Source organism: Virgibacillus profundi, from assembly GCF_002287375.1.
Classification (GTDB): domain Bacteria; phylum Bacillota; class Bacilli; order Bacillales; family Amphibacillaceae; genus Virgibacillus_K; species Virgibacillus_K profundi.
In genome coordinates this window covers 38,917-57,798 of the sequence record NZ_NPOA01000014.1, presented here as the reverse complement: position 1 = coordinate 57,798, position 18,882 = coordinate 38,917, and the positions used below count along the sequence as shown (strand labels likewise).

At 35.2% G+C, this 18,882-nt stretch carries 15 protein-coding genes; 3 read left to right on the top strand and 12 right to left on the bottom strand.

Features of this window, described 5'->3' with window-relative positions; genetic code table 11:
* The first annotated feature begins 77 nt into the window (after positions 1–77).
* On the top strand, positions 78–971 hold the full coding sequence (locus tag CIL05_RS17825; protein WP_095656889.1) for a LysR family transcriptional regulator: 894 nt from the start codon (positions 78–80) through the stop codon (positions 969–971).
* A 420-nt stretch (positions 972–1,391) separates the two neighbouring features.
* Positions 1,392–1,967, top strand: coding sequence for a DapH/DapD/GlmU-related protein (locus CIL05_RS17820; protein ID WP_095656888.1), 576 nt, complete (start codon positions 1,392–1,394; stop codon positions 1,965–1,967).
* Positions 1,968–2,048: 81 nt separating this feature from the next.
* Here CIL05_RS17820 and CIL05_RS17815 read toward each other — a convergent pair whose 3' ends face one another.
* From CIL05_RS17815 to CIL05_RS17780, 8 genes are all read right to left on the bottom strand, one after another.
* On the bottom strand, positions 2,049–2,240 hold the full coding sequence (locus CIL05_RS17815; protein WP_206207803.1) for a hypothetical protein: 192 nt from the start codon (positions 2,238–2,240) through the stop codon (positions 2,049–2,051).
* A 431-nt stretch (positions 2,241–2,671) separates the two neighbouring features.
* Positions 2,672–3,181, bottom strand: a complete 510-nt coding sequence (locus CIL05_RS17810) for a YfiT family bacillithiol transferase (RefSeq protein ID WP_095656887.1) — start codon at positions 3,179–3,181, stop codon at positions 2,672–2,674.
* Between the two features lie 243 nt (positions 3,182–3,424).
* Positions 3,425–4,174, bottom strand: coding sequence for a phosphotransferase family protein (locus CIL05_RS17805; protein ID WP_095656886.1), 750 nt, complete (start codon positions 4,172–4,174; stop codon positions 3,425–3,427).
* Positions 4,175–4,374: 200 nt separating this feature from the next.
* Positions 4,375–5,169, bottom strand: coding sequence for a DUF2935 domain-containing protein (locus tag CIL05_RS17800; RefSeq protein WP_095656885.1), 795 nt, complete (start codon positions 5,167–5,169; stop codon positions 4,375–4,377).
* 241 nt (positions 5,170–5,410) lie between these two features.
* Entirely contained in the window at positions 5,411–7,027 is a 1,617-nt protein-coding gene (locus CIL05_RS17795; protein WP_165769165.1) for a S8 family serine peptidase, read from the bottom strand.
* 232 nt (positions 7,028–7,259) lie between these two features.
* Complete coding sequence (locus tag CIL05_RS17790; protein ID WP_095656883.1) at positions 7,260–8,702, bottom strand: M1 family metallopeptidase; 1,443 nt, start codon at positions 8,700–8,702, stop codon at positions 7,260–7,262.
* A 712-nt stretch (positions 8,703–9,414) separates the two neighbouring features.
* A complete protein-coding gene (locus CIL05_RS17785; RefSeq protein WP_095656882.1) occupies positions 9,415–10,833 on the bottom strand; it encodes an ApeA N-terminal domain 1-containing protein in 1,419 nt (472 codons plus the stop codon).
* A gap of 206 nt (positions 10,834–11,039) precedes the next feature.
* Complete coding sequence (locus CIL05_RS17780; RefSeq protein ID WP_095656881.1) at positions 11,040–11,597, bottom strand: hypothetical protein; 558 nt, start codon at positions 11,595–11,597, stop codon at positions 11,040–11,042.
* 216 nt (positions 11,598–11,813) lie between these two features.
* Between CIL05_RS17780 and CIL05_RS17775 the strand changes: the two genes are divergently transcribed.
* Positions 11,814–13,079 (top strand): IS110 family RNA-guided transposase, encoded by a 1,266-nt coding sequence (locus CIL05_RS17775; RefSeq protein WP_095656880.1) that lies wholly within the window; start codon positions 11,814–11,816, stop codon positions 13,077–13,079.
* A 602-nt stretch (positions 13,080–13,681) separates the two neighbouring features.
* On the opposite strand, the gene glmS is transcribed toward CIL05_RS17775, so the two are convergent.
* From glmS to CIL05_RS17755, 4 genes are all read right to left on the bottom strand, one after another.
* Positions 13,682–15,484: a glutamine--fructose-6-phosphate transaminase (isomerizing) gene (gene glmS, locus CIL05_RS17770; RefSeq protein WP_095656879.1), complete on the bottom strand. Its 1,803-nt coding sequence runs from the start codon at positions 15,482–15,484 to the stop codon at positions 13,682–13,684.
* A 516-nt stretch (positions 15,485–16,000) separates the two neighbouring features.
* Complete coding sequence (locus tag CIL05_RS17765; RefSeq protein ID WP_095656878.1) at positions 16,001–17,176, bottom strand: DUF2812 domain-containing protein; 1,176 nt, start codon at positions 17,174–17,176, stop codon at positions 16,001–16,003.
* Entirely contained in the window at positions 17,173–17,502 is a 330-nt protein-coding gene (locus CIL05_RS17760) for a PadR family transcriptional regulator (protein ID WP_095656877.1), read from the bottom strand. Before CIL05_RS17760 ends, CIL05_RS17765 begins: the two co-directional genes overlap by 4 nt.
* 237 nt (positions 17,503–17,739) lie before the next feature.
* On the bottom strand, positions 17,740–18,720 hold the full coding sequence (locus CIL05_RS17755; RefSeq protein WP_095656876.1) for a M23 family metallopeptidase: 981 nt from the start codon (positions 18,718–18,720) through the stop codon (positions 17,740–17,742).
* Positions 18,721–18,882 lie beyond the last annotated feature (162 nt).

Genomic DNA, 18,882 nt, shown 5'->3' with positions numbered 1-18,882 from the left:
TTGATATACTAGGTAAAAGAAATACTTATATTAACTAGCCAATTATGCTTATGAGCTATATAAAGGAAGGTTTATTTATGGACGTTCGAGTTTTGTGTTATTTTATTGCTTTAGCCAATGAGCGCAATATTTCAAAAGCAGCTGAATCACTGCATTTAACACAACCGACGCTTTCTCGTCAGCTCAAAGAATTGGAAGAACAATTAGCAACGACTTTATTTATTCGTGGTAATCGCGAAATTATTCTCACAGATTCCGGTCACTATTTACTTCAAAAAGCGAAGGAAATTATTGAATTAGTTGATCGTACGGAACATAATCTAAGTGATTCCTCTGTAGATATTCATGGTGAAATTGCAATTGGTTGTGGTGAGACAGAAGGCATGCGCATCATAGCAAAGTCATTAAATAAACTACAATCAACGTATCCGAATATTATCTTCCATCTCTATAGTGGTAATGCAGATGACGTTTCTGAGAAATTAGAAAACGGGTTATTCGATTTTGGATTATTAATCGAGCCGACCGATAAAAATCAATATGATTTCATTGAACTACCCTACCAGGATCGCTGGGGTATTCTAATGCGACGGGATAGCCCGCTTGCACATAAAGATGCCATACACCCGAGTGACATAAACGATCAGCCACTTCTCGTATCTCGCCAAAGTATTGTTGATAATCAACTTTCTGGTTGGCTTGGACGAAATATTAATCAAAATCCAATTGTTGCAACCTATAATCTTATTTTTAATGCTGCAATTATGGTAGAAGAAGGATTAGGTTATGCATTATGTATAGATCGACTGATTGATACATCATCTAAACAAACACTCAAATTTTTACCCTTTGACCCACCATTGGAAGCAAATTTAAATATCGTTTGGAAGAAAAATCAAACATTATCATCAGCAAGTCGAGCTTTTCTAATGGGATTACGAGATGATTTGTCAAGCTATGCATCAAATTAATTTTTTAGAAAAGCGTAAGGAAATATTAAATTTTCTTACGCTTTTTTGCTGGAAAAGTATAAATTTCTTTCTACAAAAGTGCAACTAAAATTTACTCATATAATTCACGAAGTATCTTAACCAAATACTACTATCATCTAAAATCTTGGTTTGTTTAATTTTAAATGTCATTGGTGTTGGTTGATTATATTTTTCATTATACATTCCTATAGTAAAAGGGTATATCAGGGTATTCTATATAGGTATTTGTTATTTTGACACTATTATTTTATGATGATATTAAGACTTCTATAGGATCTAAATGGAGTTATGAAAAGAAAAATTATAGAAAATGTATTGAAAATAGAGAATTATCCGGGTGATATCGAAGTACTAATTGATATAGAGTAACACGGATGAAAATAGAAAGAGGGATATCAAATGAATATGGAAGAATTTATTGCGTATTGCAAGGCAGGAAATCCGATTGCCGGAGAGGATAAGGAACTCCATGGACTGTTAACACAGTGCAGTTTTAAAGCACAAAGAATAACAATGGAATTAAATACTTCTTATCATTCAAAGGAAGAAATTGTTGAGATATTTCGAACATTAACAGATAGTGAAGTGGATGCGTCTTTTATGTGCTTCCCTCCTTTTTATACTGACTTTGGAAAAAATACCACGATTGGAAAAAACGTATTCTTTAATACGGGTTGCTCTTTTCAGGATAGAGGTGGAATCTATATCGGAGATGGTTCCTTACTGGGAATGAATGTTACCATTGCGACTCTTAATCATGGGATGTCTTTAGAAACAAGAAATACGACGTATGCTGCAGCCGTTACCCTTGGAAAAAACACATGGATTGGTTCTAATGCAACTATTTTACCAGGTGTAACTATTGGTGACAATGCTGTGGTCGCCGCTGGTGCCGTTGTTACAAAGGACGTTCCGGAAAATTCTGTTGTTGCAGGAGTTCCAGCAAAAGTTGTAAAAGAAATAAGTAATAATTAGTACTAAATTAAAAGGTAGTAGAGAACTTCTACCTCCTTTGCTTTTAGCGGAATAACTTCATCTTAAACTGTACGACTTATTTCAACTAGACATCTTACTCTTTTTTGGGCTTATAAAAGTAGCCAGCATGCCAACTAATCCATAAAGTATAAAACAAGGAACGTAGCCCCATGTTCCAATAAACCAGCCAGCGAGCAAGGAACCTATTGCTTGTCCTACTGCCAAAAGTAAAAATGGGATACTAATACCTTTTTCATCTAAATAAGTTTTCATTAGTTTAGTACATTATCCTAGGTGATCCGTTCTCAAAATCAAATTTAGCTGTCTATGCAAAATTTAGACCCTTAGCGAGCCACGGAGCCCAGCCCTCCAAATAGGTAAGAAAGCACTGATGTTTTTATTAAATATTCGCTATTAATGATTTCTTTGCTAAAAATATATTTTCCCGCTTCGATAAATTAATTTTATCGATCATCATTATTCACCTCTCACCTATGAATTAATATTCTCACTTTATCATATATGCAATCTTATTTAGTGTTAATATTTATCTACTAAAGAGTGTAGTAAGGGGTAACCGTAAGTTCCCCCATATCTAACGAATGATTACTTGACTGTAGTTAAATAAAACCTCTGTAATTATTCCTTATTTTTTAAAAAAATTGCTTATCGAAGTTCGATAAGCAATTTCCATACATACTGTATTATTTTGATAATGCGATTTTTATATGGGCTAAGTGATGCTCTTCATGCCAAGCTAATTTTGCAACCTTTGTTGCAAGTGTTATTTTACCGTTTTTCTGATGAGTAAAAGCTCGCTCTAATTGCTCTTCGGTTAAACTATGACCCAAAGATACGATGCGCTCATTTATACCTTCAAGCATTTTAATAGAACTTTCTATAGGAAGTTTTGTATCCGGTTGAATAGCCCACTTTTCTTGATCAAAAGCTGGTACTGTTGGATTCTCATCTGTTAAAGCCAGCTTCAACCGCTGGTACATGTTCAACTGAGAATCTGCAATGTGATGAACAAGTTGATGAACTGTCCAGCTGCCATCACGATATGTTCTGCTTAATTCCTCATCACGTAATGAGTCAACAGTTTCTCTTAGTCGAATCGTGTAAGTTTCAATTTCCTTTAGCCATTCTTGAATATTTTCTAATGTTACTTTTTTAGGAACTTGTAATTTCCCAATTGGATATCTTACATCCATTTTCAATTCCCCCTTTTCCCTATTCGTTATTTTTTTACATATTTATTACTACATAAATATTTCATAATCCTCTTTATATTAAATATAATTCCCTTATTAAGTATTATTCGAGAATATGGACCAGATTGCTGAAAGGATTATCAGACCACACCCTTTAGCTAAACTGCCCTATAATTCAATTAGAAAAGCTGCCAATGAGCCTACTGAATGAATCTTAAAGTAACGCTACATAGTGTTGTCATATTATAATGGGCAGTATTTATTTATAATCTTTATAAGTCGTTCTGAATTCTCAGATGAGACATTTTCAGATAATCTTGCTCTGGCAATGACTGGAGCCCATTGAAATATTTCAGACCTTAACAGTCCACTCTTTTCACAATAAAGTCGCAAGTACATATCTGCTATTTTAGATGAAAATTGGGAATATAAAAGATAGGTCCGATAAATATCAGCACGAATATCTCCAGCACTCGAATCAACCCAATCTATAACTACCACTTGGTTGTCTTCTTTAATCAAATTAAATAAATGAAAGTCACCATGGCAGAGCCTTTTCTCAAATGTAAATGATTCCAGTTTTTTTAACAAATAAGATTTATGCCTTTTATCTAAATTATTTATTGTCCCAATTTGACAATATAACTTATCATACATTGATTCGATTGTTTCTGGAATAATGTTATGAATTTGAAGTTGCATATCGACTGAAATATTCAGGTAATACTCTGCTTGTTCTTTATCTTTGAAAAATAAATTTCCTAATGTCTCTCCCTTAATATATTCCATTATAATTGCTTGTTTTCCGTTTATATTGGTAACATCTAAAATTTCAGGTACAGGAAGCCCACATGAAAAGGCATATCTTTGCTTCTTTGCTTCATTTATGGATTCAGTATCGGGTAAATAGTCGTTAAAAACTTTAACTATTTTGTTGTCGAATAGATAAATTTTTGCAGTATTTCCTTTCGCTATTGGATTACCTAAATTCATTGGTTTTCTCCCTACATTTTAATTATCCTGCCAGTTACCTCAATATTGCTTCTTTCGCTAATGCACCAGTTACTTTAAGTACAATTGTTCACAATCTTAAATTGTCTACATATGATTTAATGTCTTATCTACCTTTACCATTAACTGAAAAAGAATAAGACAAGAAAAGCTGCCTGGTATGGCAGCTGAATTGATTTATTTTACTGATTTAATCTTGAAAGATGAGTCTCAAATAAATCTATAATCTCCAAAAATCTTTCAGCTTCTCTAAATGTGTGATCTGCCAGTAGTGGATGAATATTACTTTTAATACGACAAGCCTCTATTAAATCTCTTGCTGTTTTCTTAAAATCCCTTAATGAAACTACGGAAACTCTGTTTTGATCCAAGAATTGATCCAGTATTGGAACCGTTTCAGATTGGGGGCGCATGGAGTCTAAGTCAACCGCCTGAAAAACCAATTGATCAAAATCATGGCTAAATTCTCTGGCCTGTTCCACTAGCTTTCTCTCTGAAGGATCTAAAAGATGTCCGATAAATTTGGAATGGTCAGCCATAATCCTGAGAAAGAACAGATTTTCTTGAATAATCGTGTCAGGTTCGGGGGAGAGTTTTCCTTCGTTGAGGTCTTTTATTCTGTTGGCAAAATAGGCTGCTTCTCTGCTAATATGGTCAATTAATAATGGATAGTTATTTGATTGGATTTCACAACGTAAAGTTAACCCCAAAACTTTTCTCTTGTAACTCCAAATGGCTACAGCTGCTTGATAAACCTCGCTGTTAAAGGCCTGAATTTGACGTAAATCCGAGTTTACAGTAAACCTTGCCAGCTTTTCCTCAATTCGTTCAAAAAGAGTGATGAACTGTTGGGCTTCTTCAATCAATTTGTTCTGTTCATAAGTAAATCCCAAGCTTAAAAATAAAGCATGCTCCTTCATGATCCTTGACCAAAATTGAATTTCATCCAATGATCTCATTACGATTGGATCACTCATGATGCTCCCTCCTCTTTTACACTTCCTTTCCAATATATATGTATGTTAATTTGTCCTTATTATTATTATTATTTTATAGGACTGTTTGATGCTTTTTCTCTGGTTTCTGGCTTCTTAGTCAAATCATTTGAATCAACCTTACTTCTTAAAGTAATCTGCCAAATAGCACAATAAAAGGCGACTGCTTTTATTGTGCTATCGCACCAGTTAATACAATAGGATAAAACCTTCTATTAGCTGGTTAGGTTAACAAGGTCTTCCATTTTGATGCTATTTTTAATAAAGCATTAATACTTCGATTAGAGTAAGGATCTTCCCCTTCTTGCCATTCAGGATCCCGGGCAATTTCGATTCCAGTTATTAATTCCAAAGCCAAATGTCTTTTCCCGAAAGTTCCTATTCTTTTACTTCGTGCATCTTCTTCTAATCCATCAATCAAAGGCTTAATAAATTGTTTGCTTTTAATTTCGAATGCTAATTTACAAGCATTGTAACGAATATCAGTATTTTCGTTATTTATCAATGTACAAAGAGCCAGTGTTAATTCCTCCCAAAAGACTGGACAAAAACGGAGTGCATATAGTCCTCCCATTTTCACATTTGGAGAATCATCCTGGAGACAATGCAATATATCTAAGGAACTTATAATTGATGGTTGAGTTGAAAGTACAGTGATTGCAACTGTTCTTACTTTTTCTGAAGGATGGTATAACAACTTTTGCAAGCTGTTGATTGCTTCTACAGACACTTTTTCAGGTAATAAAGATAAAATGATATCAATAACTTCGTGGTTTTCTGAGTTCAACATATCCAACTTTTTGGGTAAAGGCTGTTCTTTCCAATATTTCCAACGTAGATAACTTGAAATCCCAATAGTTCTATCGCAATGGTTAGAACCATATTTTAAAACATCTCCTGTTGCCAACCCTGCTTTTAATGAATCCCAGTTTTTATGGAATACAGAATTAGAAACTAAGGCAGTTTTGACCTGTTCTGCTGACCAATTTGGGTATTGCTGCCATATGCACGCTGCTAATCCTAACACTATCGGGGCAGCATAAGATGTACCCCATTGACGGGCGTAATTAGGAGGAAGATTGTCGTTCATAAAAGAATAATGATTCAAACGTTCTTCATCTGATTTAAATGGAAATGGCAATACTACATTCATAGCTGGTGATAAAATATCAGGATTCCATTTAGCATCAAACGTCAATCCCCTGCTTCCTGGAAAGGATTCAGCATCTTGTATTTCACCATTTTCCGGTAATAGTACACCTCCTACAGCTAAAACAGATGGCGATGCTACAGAAGCACTAGTGAGTTCACAATTGTTACCTGATGCTACTACAACCAATATCCCCTTATGTGCTAACTCCTCACATAAAATTCGCAAAGGATCTGCTTGCCAAGGAAGAAGCCCAGTATCCCTTTGTCCCACTATTGTCAACACAACTCCCCTAATACCATATCTCGCTGCATTTTCCTTGACCCAAACTAAAGCGTTCCCTATATTTGTTTCTATATCTTCCATTGTGTTGAGTTTTCCAGCCTCAATTAAATACATATCCGCTTCAGGTGCTGTTCCAGCATATATTCCATTTGATAACAAGCCAGTACCTCCTGCAGCCGCTGCCGTCCATAATCCGTGAAGCCCAATATTATTCTGCGTTTCTTTCGTTAGTTTAATCGGTGCTGTATTAGGTGTATGTGTTTTTACTAAGAAAGTATTTCTGTTCTGATTAGAAATAATTTCCGGGTGAGAGTGAAAGATTTCATCTATTATGGCTATTTTAACCCCATTTCCTGTACCGTTTTTAGGAATACTAAGAAAATCCCTGATGGAAGTCCAGCTCAATTTTATCTCCTCCTAATTTTATACAAAAAGTCCCAGGCACTGACACCAAGGACTTCTTAATCCAACTTTTATTCTAATCCCTTATTTCTTATAACATTTTCATGAAAAATTATAGTTCTGCTTGCCATTTAGTTTTTGTAACGATTATCTTACTAAATAATTGACCATATAGTGCAAGAGGAAAATAGCGTCTATAAACTGGTTACTTGAATAAAAGTGAAGTGCCTAAAAATCACTCAAGTAATAACCATTCTTTGAAGAATGAATCATCTTCTAAGTTGAAATAATGTTTCGTAAATCTTACAAATTCCTCAGAATCCACTTCTTTATATTTATAATAATCATAATAAGTCTTTAAAAACTCTTCGGCTTCCTCTATTCCACCCTTTTGTTCAATTAAATTCCACAACATAGTGACAGATTTTTCATAAACATATGAACTCATTTGTTTATCATATTTATCTAATGGTAAATTAACTGGAATTGGCTCAAGTTTCCCTATTTGTTCGTTCATAGATTCGTATGGTATTTTTTCATTACTCGTAGAAAAATGATAAAGACTAGCGGAGAAACTTGCCAAACCTTCATCTAACCAAGCATTATGATATGGATTATTGCTGGTAACACCATAAAACCATTGATGAGCTATTTCGTGAATAACCATACTTTTAAGAGCGTCAGGATTTACAGGACCACTATTATAAATTGAATTAACTGTAACAATACCTGGATACTCCATTCCAAGACCATCTATCACTATGTCTAATTGGGTAAATGGATAAGGACCAATATTCTCTTGGAAATAAGTTAACGTATCTGAAGCGACTTCACTAATCTCTTTGTATAAATCCGCTTTATCCTCGAATCCAAATACTCTTATGTTTATATTGCTTTTTTGTTTCTGAATAACCATTGGTTCTTTTAAGATTGCTATAAAAACCTCTTTAACATCATTTACTTCAAATGTTCCAACTGTTTTGCCCGGGTATTCATCAGCCTCGCTAGTAGAAACAAAGGTATAACCTTCAGGAATATCATATGATACTTTAAAGTCACTAAACCCTGTATGGTATGTTTCTCCCCTAAACCTATATTCTTCCTTATTCCATTTATGGTCTCTATATGTTGCAACCATTGGATAGAATTGAGCCAAGTGGTAATTCTCATTACTTTTAGTAAATCTCACTCCTCCTTCAGGAAGAGTGAATTCATAATCAAAGTTCACTCTTACGACATTACCCGGTTCTAATTCTTTTGAAAGAGGTATACTTAATGTGTCCTTTTCTAGATTATAATCCACTTGCTCACCATCTAAAGTGACATTATGTAATTGAATAGTTGCTGGAACTTCTAAAGGATAATTTAATTCTTGGGAAGTATTTTCCGTGAAAATATTTGGGATAAAGTAAAATACTAGGTCGTTCCACGAATCTTGAGAGATGTTATTTAAGATTACTGTGGCTTCTAAATCTAATTTTCCTTCTTTAGTCATTGTCAATTCAATATCGTATTGACTATCACTACCTGGTGGAACTGTTTTGGGGGGGTATTTTACCAGGGTATTGTTTTCAGTTATAATTGATTCTTCTCTTTCACTTTGGGTAATCAATTTCAAAGCCAGAACTGAAATCATTATTAAGAAAATTAAGGAGAACCATATTAGCTTTTTGCTCATTACGCCGTCCTCGTTTCTAGTTTAGACCTTCTAAATCTATATATTCTGGACGAGTATGGAATATCCCTCTTTTCACAACGCGTACTTTTAAAGAACTTTAACTACCATTTTCTTCAATTAAAGTCTTTAGTACAATTAGCGATAGTAGTTGCTATAATAACAACTCCTTCTTTCGTTAAAGCACCATTTAAGTATATTTATTCACAAAGCCTACTTCCAATAACAAACTTGTAGCTTATTACCATCTAAATCATAAAAGTCTAAAAACTTATTTACTCCGTCATTTTGTATTTCGCTAACTTTAATATTTTTCCTATTAGAAAAGAGATAACCATATTCCAGTATTCTACCCTTATTATAAATTCAACAAAAAAGGTGCTTCTCCTTCTTTATGGATTGCACCAGATAGTTTAAGTACTATATTTTATTCAGAATGCCTTTACATAAAAAGAATATCTCTAGTAAGAATTATAATTTGCTTCTATAATTATTCCTGAAACAATAATTTCTTCTATAGCTTCTATATTAAAGTCTTGGAATTTCCATATATCTATTCAATCGAAAGTATATTCGCCATAAGAATACTAGAGAATCAGGTTAACCGTAGACAAAAAGGTTGTAGACCACCACATTTCTACAACCACTAAATAAATATCTAGAAAACTTTATAAAAGAACGAGCGCTCATATAAAGGGAGAGCCTATAAGCATATTTAAACATGTCTTTTGCTTTGATCGGTTTTCTTAACATCGTTACTTATTTTTATAGGTTTAATTCTTTCTCTTATTCTTTCATGAATAAATTCCTCTCCAAAGCCAAATTCTTTGAGTAGATAAAACTCTAAGATATTTCGGAGGATATGGATACTATTTATTAAGTCTTCACCTTTAAGGGCCCTATCTTCAAGTTTTTTATCATAATGAGTATAATAATTTCTCGTGTCTGCAATTACCTTAGGAAAGTCGAGATGAGATATCTCTCCAGTATAAAAACGAAAAGTATAGTCTGCTATTAATAAATCAGCTAAACGACTCCTTAGAGTGACGTACTTAAAACTGCCTTTAAGTAAAAACTTTCTATCTTCTTCCTTAAAGCCTTCGGGTCTAATAGAAATTAACTGTTCAACCCTTTTCTTAAAATCAGGTAAAGTATTGCATAGTCTACGAGAGTGGTATGTTTCTAGTGCTTGTACCATGTTTTGAAAATGACGACTTATAGATAATTTCTCATTGTATAAACTGTCAATATATAACTCTATTATCGGTTCCATAACTAATGATATATCTTGCCATTTTGAGAAGTTGGCATTTCTAAGCTCGTTCAATCTAAAAAGGAAGTCATGTCTAAGTCTGCGATAATTATTATTATTGCTGATATTTTCTTTATTAGCATGAATAACTTCTATTGCTCTATTCCGTTTTTCATTATCATCAAATTCATAATAAATCTCAGGTGATTCTACAATCATTTTGTCAAATCCAAAAGGTTCTGCCAGTGCTATCTCAATAAGCCTTTTCATTTGTTTAGCCTTACCCATAAACCATTCCAATGGCTGGAGAGAATTAGATTCAATAATAAGATATGGTGATTGCTTTAAGGTAATCTCTTCTTGAACTAAATTATAACCTGGATAGGAGTAATCTAAAAAATAAGATAAGGAATACTCTCCGTTGGAATAAATTTCAATCGGTTCAGTCCTGTCTAATTCTATTAAGACATCTCTTTTTCCATCGTATTTTGGCTTTGAATAATTAGAGATATTTCCCCATTCTATTATTCCAGGTATGCTTATTTTCATTTTGGAAAATCTAACGTCATCTTTAGTTTCAAAATTAACACCATCAAGCATAAAATTTGCCTGATATCCAAAAACTTCTTCCGAACCAACTTTACTTTCAGTTTTTATTCTTACACAGTCTAATAAAGTTATTTTTGCTCCATTCATTGTGGAGCCCTTAATAAAAGGTATATTAAGTGGGAGTTCAAAATAACTCATAATCGGTCCATTGTTCGGTATTCGAATATAAAGAGCTATTCCTCCTTCATCCTTATTTAAGTACAAGTCACCATAATATTCTTTTTCTGAGTTGTCTATTTTCCAGTTTCCAGTTGCTGAAAGGCTGACTTCCATTTAAATCATCCTTTATTTATTGTGTTTATCTTAATTGTAACATTTTATCTATTTTACTACATTTCCATCTTTAAAAAATCATGAAACTCTTCTTTCATTATCCTGCCCTTTAATACAATGAATTCAACAAAAAAGGTGGTTAATCCTTCTTTGATTAACGCACCAATTAGTGAAAGTACATCTTTTCACAAATGATAAAAATAAAACTATTTATTATCACTAATTATTATTTCTTTGTTTAGACATTCCATATCAGAATTGAATCGCTCCCAACTCTGACGATCTGCAAATTGTACACACGCATCAATTGATTTCGTAAAATACATAATTCCTTCTTTAGTTTCCATATCTAAAGGTTGTTCACTTTGAAGGCTACTAAGTATAGTTCCAATATTTCCTTGTAGGTTTTGAAGTTCTGTTCGAGTATCATCTGGAATTCCTCTTATACTGGGAGTGGATATATTAGTAATTCCTCTATCGAGTTCAAGAAAAATAGAGGTAGTTTCTTGAATTAATTGTTCCTCCCAGTCTACTTCTTCTGCTGGTCGTATTGTTAGATAGTTTAAAAGGGATCTTAAAGGATCTTCAACCTGTATTTGATAAAAGTGCATTTTTGTATTATCTAATTCCTCAGTTAAATATTCTTTCTCATTTGAATATGTAACTCGCTGAGAAAAGTAAAGTATAGAGACAACCAATAAAGCGACAGATAAAATTAATATGACTATTGAACTTAAACGTCTATTTAAATGCTTACCAAACATAAATTATAACTCACCTCCTCTTGTATTAAACCAATAATAAATACATATTACTAAACTCTCTCTTTAACTAATTCAACACAAAAAGTACTTATCCTTCTTTCAGTATTCTGCCCGTTAGCATTCCTGTAGAACGCTAAATTTAAGGTTTGAAAAAAATAGAGCTCCTCGATAAGATGAATTTACATACAAACAAATCAACTTAGGAGGAAGCTCTACATGAAGTATAAAATGCAGGACAAACAAAATCAACTTATAGAAAGAATATCAGACCAACATCTAGTCGTTGGAGTGGATATTGCACAACAATTCCATGTAGCTCGTGCTGTAAATTACAGAGGTATTGTGATTGGTGATCCTCTTACTTTTGAAAATGATGAGATTGGCTTTGCTAGATTACAAGAATGGATGAACGAATTAAAAGATTCAAAAGGTCATAGTACCGAAATTGTTGGGATGGAACCTACTGGACATTATTGGTTAAATCTATCTGAATGGCTTTATAATCAAAATATTGATGTCGTAACCGTTAATCCCCATCTTGTGAAAAAAAATAAAGAAAACAGAGATAATACGCAATCCAAAAGTGATAAAAAAGATGCTCTAGTTATTGCTGATATGGTGAAGAATGGATACTATTCCTTTGTACGTCCGACTACAGAGGCATTTGAAAAACTAAGAGTACTTATGTCTAACAGAGATGTAATCGTTAAACGATCTGTCAGTGCAGCGAACCAGATTAATCGTTGGGTTGACGTTGTTTTCCCTGAGTTTAAACAAGTTTTTAAAGATGTAAAAGGCAAAGGGGCACTCACTACCCTCCGTTTATTCCCTACACCAAAGGAATTACGTTCGATGGAAGTTCAGGATATCGTTAAAGGGTGGAAAACAATGATGAAGCGTCAGCCTGGTATTAAAAAAGCCCAAGCACTCATTCAACTAGCTAAACATTCTGTAGGTAATAATAAAGCACATGACGCATATAAATTGCACCTAACGCAATTACTTGAGGAATTTAATCTGGCTGCAACCCAACTAGAAATAGTTGAAAAGGAAGTGGCGGAAGTACTTGAAAGTATTTCTTTCGCCGATAAATTAATTGGTATCAAAGGATTACCCCAAATAACGTTAGGTGGCATCTTAGGTGAAACTGGCGATTTAAGTAATTTCGCCCATGGTAATTCTTTATTACGGCATGCAGGCTTAAATTTAGCAGAGGCTAGTTCAGGTAAATGGAAAGGGCAAATTGTCATTTCTAAACGTGGAAGATCTCGTCTAAGGCGTTACCTGTTCTTAGCCACCATGAGTCTGGTGGCTAACAACCCTGAATTCAAAGAACTTCATGCCCACAATGTTAAAGTAAAAAAGATGAAAAAAATGAAATCTATCATGAAACTGATTGGTAAGTTTGCGAGATTACTAGTAGGAATTGCCCGAAGTAATGAGCCTTATTGTCCTGAAAAAGTACAACCCTTAGCAGCATAACAACCATTTAAATAAAACAGAAATAGATTAGACTTTAATATTAGCATTATAGTGAATGTTGGCTTATTCGTAGGATCTTAAAGAAAGCACGGAGTACTGGAATACTTAAACAAAAGGGCACTGACCCATTCCGTTAGCAAAACCGGCCTCCACCCCTTGGATTAGGCATGACGAAGGAATGAGAGGGCATTAGACCCGTTGAGACATGGGAGGGACAGCCTCCAAGGGCGGCGTGGAGAATGCGTGCAGTATATCTTTTAGAATATTTGGAGTTTACGACTCCTTTATTCCCGCATGCCTTCATGTAGCCTTTATTATCAACACTCATTCCATTTATCCGTTATTGTACTGAAAAGTGGTTTGAAATCCTGCGAATAAGCGAGCATTTACGAGTAAATTGAATCTATCTGAGGGAGTTTAAGTGAAACTCTTCACAAAGTAAATATATCATTTCAATTACTTCTATAAATTCAGTTTACACTGAACTAATTAATTAAGTAAGTCCTTTACAACAAAACACCCCTTCAGAAAAAAATCCAAAGGGGTAAAACGATGCTACTTTATTTTAAACTTATACAAATTTCAGGTTTAATTTCCAATAATCATTCAACAGTCACCGATTTGGCTAAATTCCTTGGTTTATCAATATCACATCCACGGTGAAGCGCCGCATAATATGCCAATAATTGAAGTGGAACAACACTTACAAGTGGTGTCAGCAGATCATGAACCTGTGGTAAAACAAATGCATCTGTATCTTGTTCTAAACTTTTCATACTGATGATCATTGCATTTGCACCGCGCGCAATTACTTCCTGAACATTACCACGGATAGCATAGTTGACATCGGGTTGTGTTGCCAGCGCAATAATTGGTGTTCCTTCTTCAATTAACGCAATGGTTCCGTGCTTCAATTCTCCTCCGGCAAACCCCTCTGCCTGGATATAGGAAATCTCTTTTAATTTCAGTGCACCTTCCATACATACATGATAGTCTGCACTCCGGCCAATAAAGAACGCATTACGTGCTGCCTGCAAATAATTTGTAACTAGCTCTTCCATTGCTTCTTTTTGATCTGTTAAGGTTTCCATAGCATTTGCGACAATCGCTAGCTCTTGCATTGGATCAAAGTCTAACTTTAGACCTTTTGCCTGGGCGGTGTCGACTGCTAGTATAGCCAATACTGCAATTTGTGCCGTATATGCTTTGGTTGACGCTACAGCAATTTCAGGTCCTGCATAAAGATTTAATGTGTAATCCGCTTCACGAGAAAGGGTGGATCCTGGCACATTTGTAATTGTCAGTGCTGGATATCCCATTTCTTTTATTTTTACTAAAACTGCACGGCTATCTGCTGTTTCACCACTTTGTGAAATGAATACAAATAGCGGCTTTTCCGATAACAATGGTATATTGTATGAAAATTCACTTGCGACATGGACTTCAACAGGAACGCTAGCTAATTTTTCTATAAGCTCTTTTCCAACTAGCCCTGCATGATAGCTGGTTCCACAAGCGATGATATAAATACGGTCAGCGGCTTTCATCGCCATTTGCACGTCAGCATCAAGCTTTAGCTCATTATTTTCATTTTGATATTCATTGATGATTTTACGCATAGCAAATGGTTGCTCATCTATTTCTTTTAGCATAAAGTGTGGATATGTGCCTTTTTCAATATCACTTGCATCGATTTGTGCCGTGTATGATTTACGGTCAACAGCTGTACCATCAAGCTTCTGCACTTCAACAAAGCTCCGGTTTACAACAACAATTTCCTGATCATGAATTTCAAGGTATTGATCGGTCACTTTTAATGTCGCCATTGCATCACTTGCTACAACATTGAATCCATCACCCAGGCCTATTAATAATGGACTTTTATTTTTAGCCACATATAGATGATCCTCATCCTCTGAGTCAATCAACGCAATTGCGTAGGAACCTTTTAAGAGACTCATCGCCTGACGAAAAGCCTCGGCAGTATCCTCATATTTGTCATAAAGCTTTTCGATTAAATGAACAATTACCTCCGTATCTGTTTCACTCACAAACGTTACATCACTCAAGTATTCTTTTTTCAAATCCTGATAATTTTCAATAACCCCATTATGAACAAGTGTAAATCTCCCAGATGCGCTTTGGTGCGGGTGTGCATTTTCTTCACTCGGTACACCATGTGTCGCCCAGCGGGTATGGCCAATTCCCATTGTTGCATGAATCATATCATCCACGTTCTTTCTCAATGCTGCAATACGCCCTTTTACTTTGAAAAGGTTCATTCCATTATCATTTAACAAAGCTATCCCAGCTGAGTCGTAGCCGCGGTATTCTAATTTCTCCAGTCCATTCAGTAAAACTTCTTTTGTATCGTTTTGTCCGATATATCCTACAATTCCGCACATATCGTAATTCCTCCTCATATAAAGGGGCAGACAAACGAACCTATTTTGTTGTACAGGGGCGTCTTCTGCCCCTTTCTCGTGATTGTTATTTGGCATCTCTCTTTATTTCATTGTCCAACAAGTCGCCTCATTGTTTTCGGAATAAAGCATTTCGATTGAGATGTACAATCGGGAGGAATCCGCCGAATTGTTCGATTAGCCTCCACCTCGTCAACTACTTTCTTCACCGATCAGAAAATAGTTCTGGCGCTTTTATTGCATTATTAATCTTCTAAGCTCCTTTCTATATTTGAATAAAGCTGGCCCTTTTTGCTGAAAAAGGGTACAGTACATTTTAACCGAGAATCAAGGAATTGGTCAATATTTTTTTGCAAAGGAGATGTTATTTACTTTATGTCGAAGCTTATGGGGAAGTGAACATAATTTCTTTTCCAAATGAATACAGTGAATGCCCCACCATATTATCCTGTCCAAATGATCGGAGATGGGGCCTCCTGTACTAATCTGATTATCCAGTTAGCTATACTGAAAATTCCTTTTCGTGCGCCTGTAATAAAGCCATGATTTAATCACGAATATGCTGAACTCAATAATTACTATCCCGTATATAATAAAAGTCATCCACATGATTTTATCCATTCCAACTCTAAATATAGCATGAATATTTAACGAGATTATTAGAATATATAAAATTATTACTGGAACGAAGAGTGAAATATGGGTTATCGCTACTCTTCTTGCATGCTTAAGCATATGCAACCGATCGGTGTATAGCTCTGGACTTTGATCTCCTTCTTCATAAGCTTGAGCCCATATCGACCATTTTGATAGGGGTGCCTTAGAAGTATACATTAGCTTCCATCCTGCCTCCTGATGCATATCAAAATAACCCTGATTGGTATTATTTTGATAATCTGCAAAGTAGCTAACCTTTCTGGCAGAAACCTTTCTAAAGAAAAAGGTAGTCCCCAACCTGTTTATTCGGTAAAGATTATATCCTTGTTCTTCCATTCCTTCCAGCCACTTTTCAAGTTTATCCGGTGAATACATCCATCCAAACCTTCTTTTTACAATTACATCAGCGGATTTCTTCAACCGTTTCTCTTCTCGGCGATTAGGAGATGTTTTTCCAGTTTTTATATATGTATTGATCTCAAGCTCCTTATTTGTCTTATAAAGTTTAAGGATTGAGTAAATACAAAGCGTCCATAGTACTATCCCGACGGTAATTGTCACTATCCACATCGGACTTCCTACAATAGTAACTGAACTATCTGGAGTAAATAAAAAGGCAGTCGAAATAACGATAGGGATTAATGAGGAAAATATCAAATAGATTAATATCCCGCCAAAGAGATACATAATCTTTCTGTTTCGATTGACTATCCCCTCACGGATTGGTTCAAATTTTATTTCATCAACTGGTTTTTCGTTAGCAATAATATTCCAGTTTTTATGTGTGAACATTTCCTGCCAGCCTTCATTTACAAGTGCTGATGGCAGTGTATGGTATGTTTTATCATATCCAACCGAATAGATGACTTCTTTTGAAATTCCCTCTTCAAAATAAAAATAACGTGTAAGCATATTTATTTTCACCAGATGGTATCCTTGCAAAGCCATTGACGTGAGCCAGTCTTCCGTTTTCTCAATATCATAGCTCCAAAACGGTCTGAAAACCTTTTTCATCATAGAAATTCCCCCTCATACTTCAATGCATTTGCATGAAGTTCTTTGAGTCTCTTTATTTCTTCTCTGATTAATTCTTTGCCGGTCTCCGTAATCTCGTATGTCTTTTTTCTCTTTTCATCAGCAAAGACCGTAATAATACCATCTCTTTGCATTTTGGTGAGTGTTCCGTAAACCGTTCCCGAACCCAGTCGAATACGCCCATTCGTAATTCCCTCAACATGTTTCACAATTCCATAACCATGTCTTGGCTCCGTTAGGGAGAGGATAATATAAAAGGCAGTTTCCGTCATTGGTATGTAAGCTTTTAATACTTTTTCAATCTCCATTTTTCACGCAACTTCCAACATCTATGTCATAACGTGACTATATCACAGCGTGACATATTGTTCAATAGGGTTAATTGAAAAAATGGAGCAACAAAATAGCGTATGGCTAGTATTCTCTCCATACGCTTTGTAAAACCCTGTTATTTTTTTACCTGCAGACCCTATAAATCATAAGTCAAGGTGTCGCCTAGATTAGCTGGTCTTTCTAGAATTAGTTACTACTGAAGCAACCTTAAGTCAAAACCCACTAATTATATCACCACGAACAGGATCTGCTTCACCTTCCAGCTTTATCCTGATTGAAGATGCTTCTTTCCAATCGGGTCCATCCGCTACATGGAAATGAATATGCGGTTCACTTGAGTTCCCGGAGTTTCCGGCCAAACCCAATAAATCCCCGGCACTAATCTCATCTCCTTCACTCACTTCCAGACTTCCTTTTTTTAGATGTGCAATAACACTGTATTCGTTATTTTCATGTTCGATAATTACATGGTTTCCAAGAGGCTTTTCTTCATTTGTATCAACAGAGGGCTTGTTATCAGAAATATCATTTTCTGTGGAAACGACTACTCCGTCTAGTGGTGCTACCACCTCTTTGCCAAATGCATAGTAACTCTCATTATCCGTCGGATCGCCTTCGAAGGACACGTCTCCCTCAACAATGACGAGGTCATATGCATACCTTTGACTCTCCACAACATAGTGATAATTGACAAGCTCGTTTGTTCCACCCCAGAATGTGAACCAATCTTCCGTTATCGGCATTTGATATGTATTTTCCGTGTACTGCTTATCACTTTCCGGATACGCACTAATTGGCATAAGCTGCAGTCCCTCTATAGTCAGATCCTTAGCAAAATAACTACGAATCCCTTTATCCCCACTGTCACTAACCCACTGATATTCCGTTAACCCCTGGAAGGGCATTTCAGATACATGTTCATAGTTTTTAACACCCTTATTAAAATCAACACCAAGATCCTTGAACTGCTTTAATGTGACATTATCCTGAAAATCTTTACTCGTTTGGTTATAGATTTTTTCCAAGTTCCCCTCCAAAAATTGATCTGGTAATTCATCTTGGGTCACCGGTTCCTGCGAGCTTTTCTCACCACTCTCAGGCTCTTTCGATGAATTTTCATTCTTGCCGCTACATGCAGCAAGCCCTATGATAAAAAATGAAATAAAAGACAAACCTACAATTAGCTTCCTCATCAGAACTTCCCCTTTCAAGATTCCTATGACTTAAACACGGATTATACCGGGAAAAGGTTTCAACCGACAGTTGGAATAACATGAAAAAGAGTTAGAATTGTACTACTTCCATTAGCTTGATAAAAATACTCTCTACTTCCACCCGCGAGACTTTTGTATCAT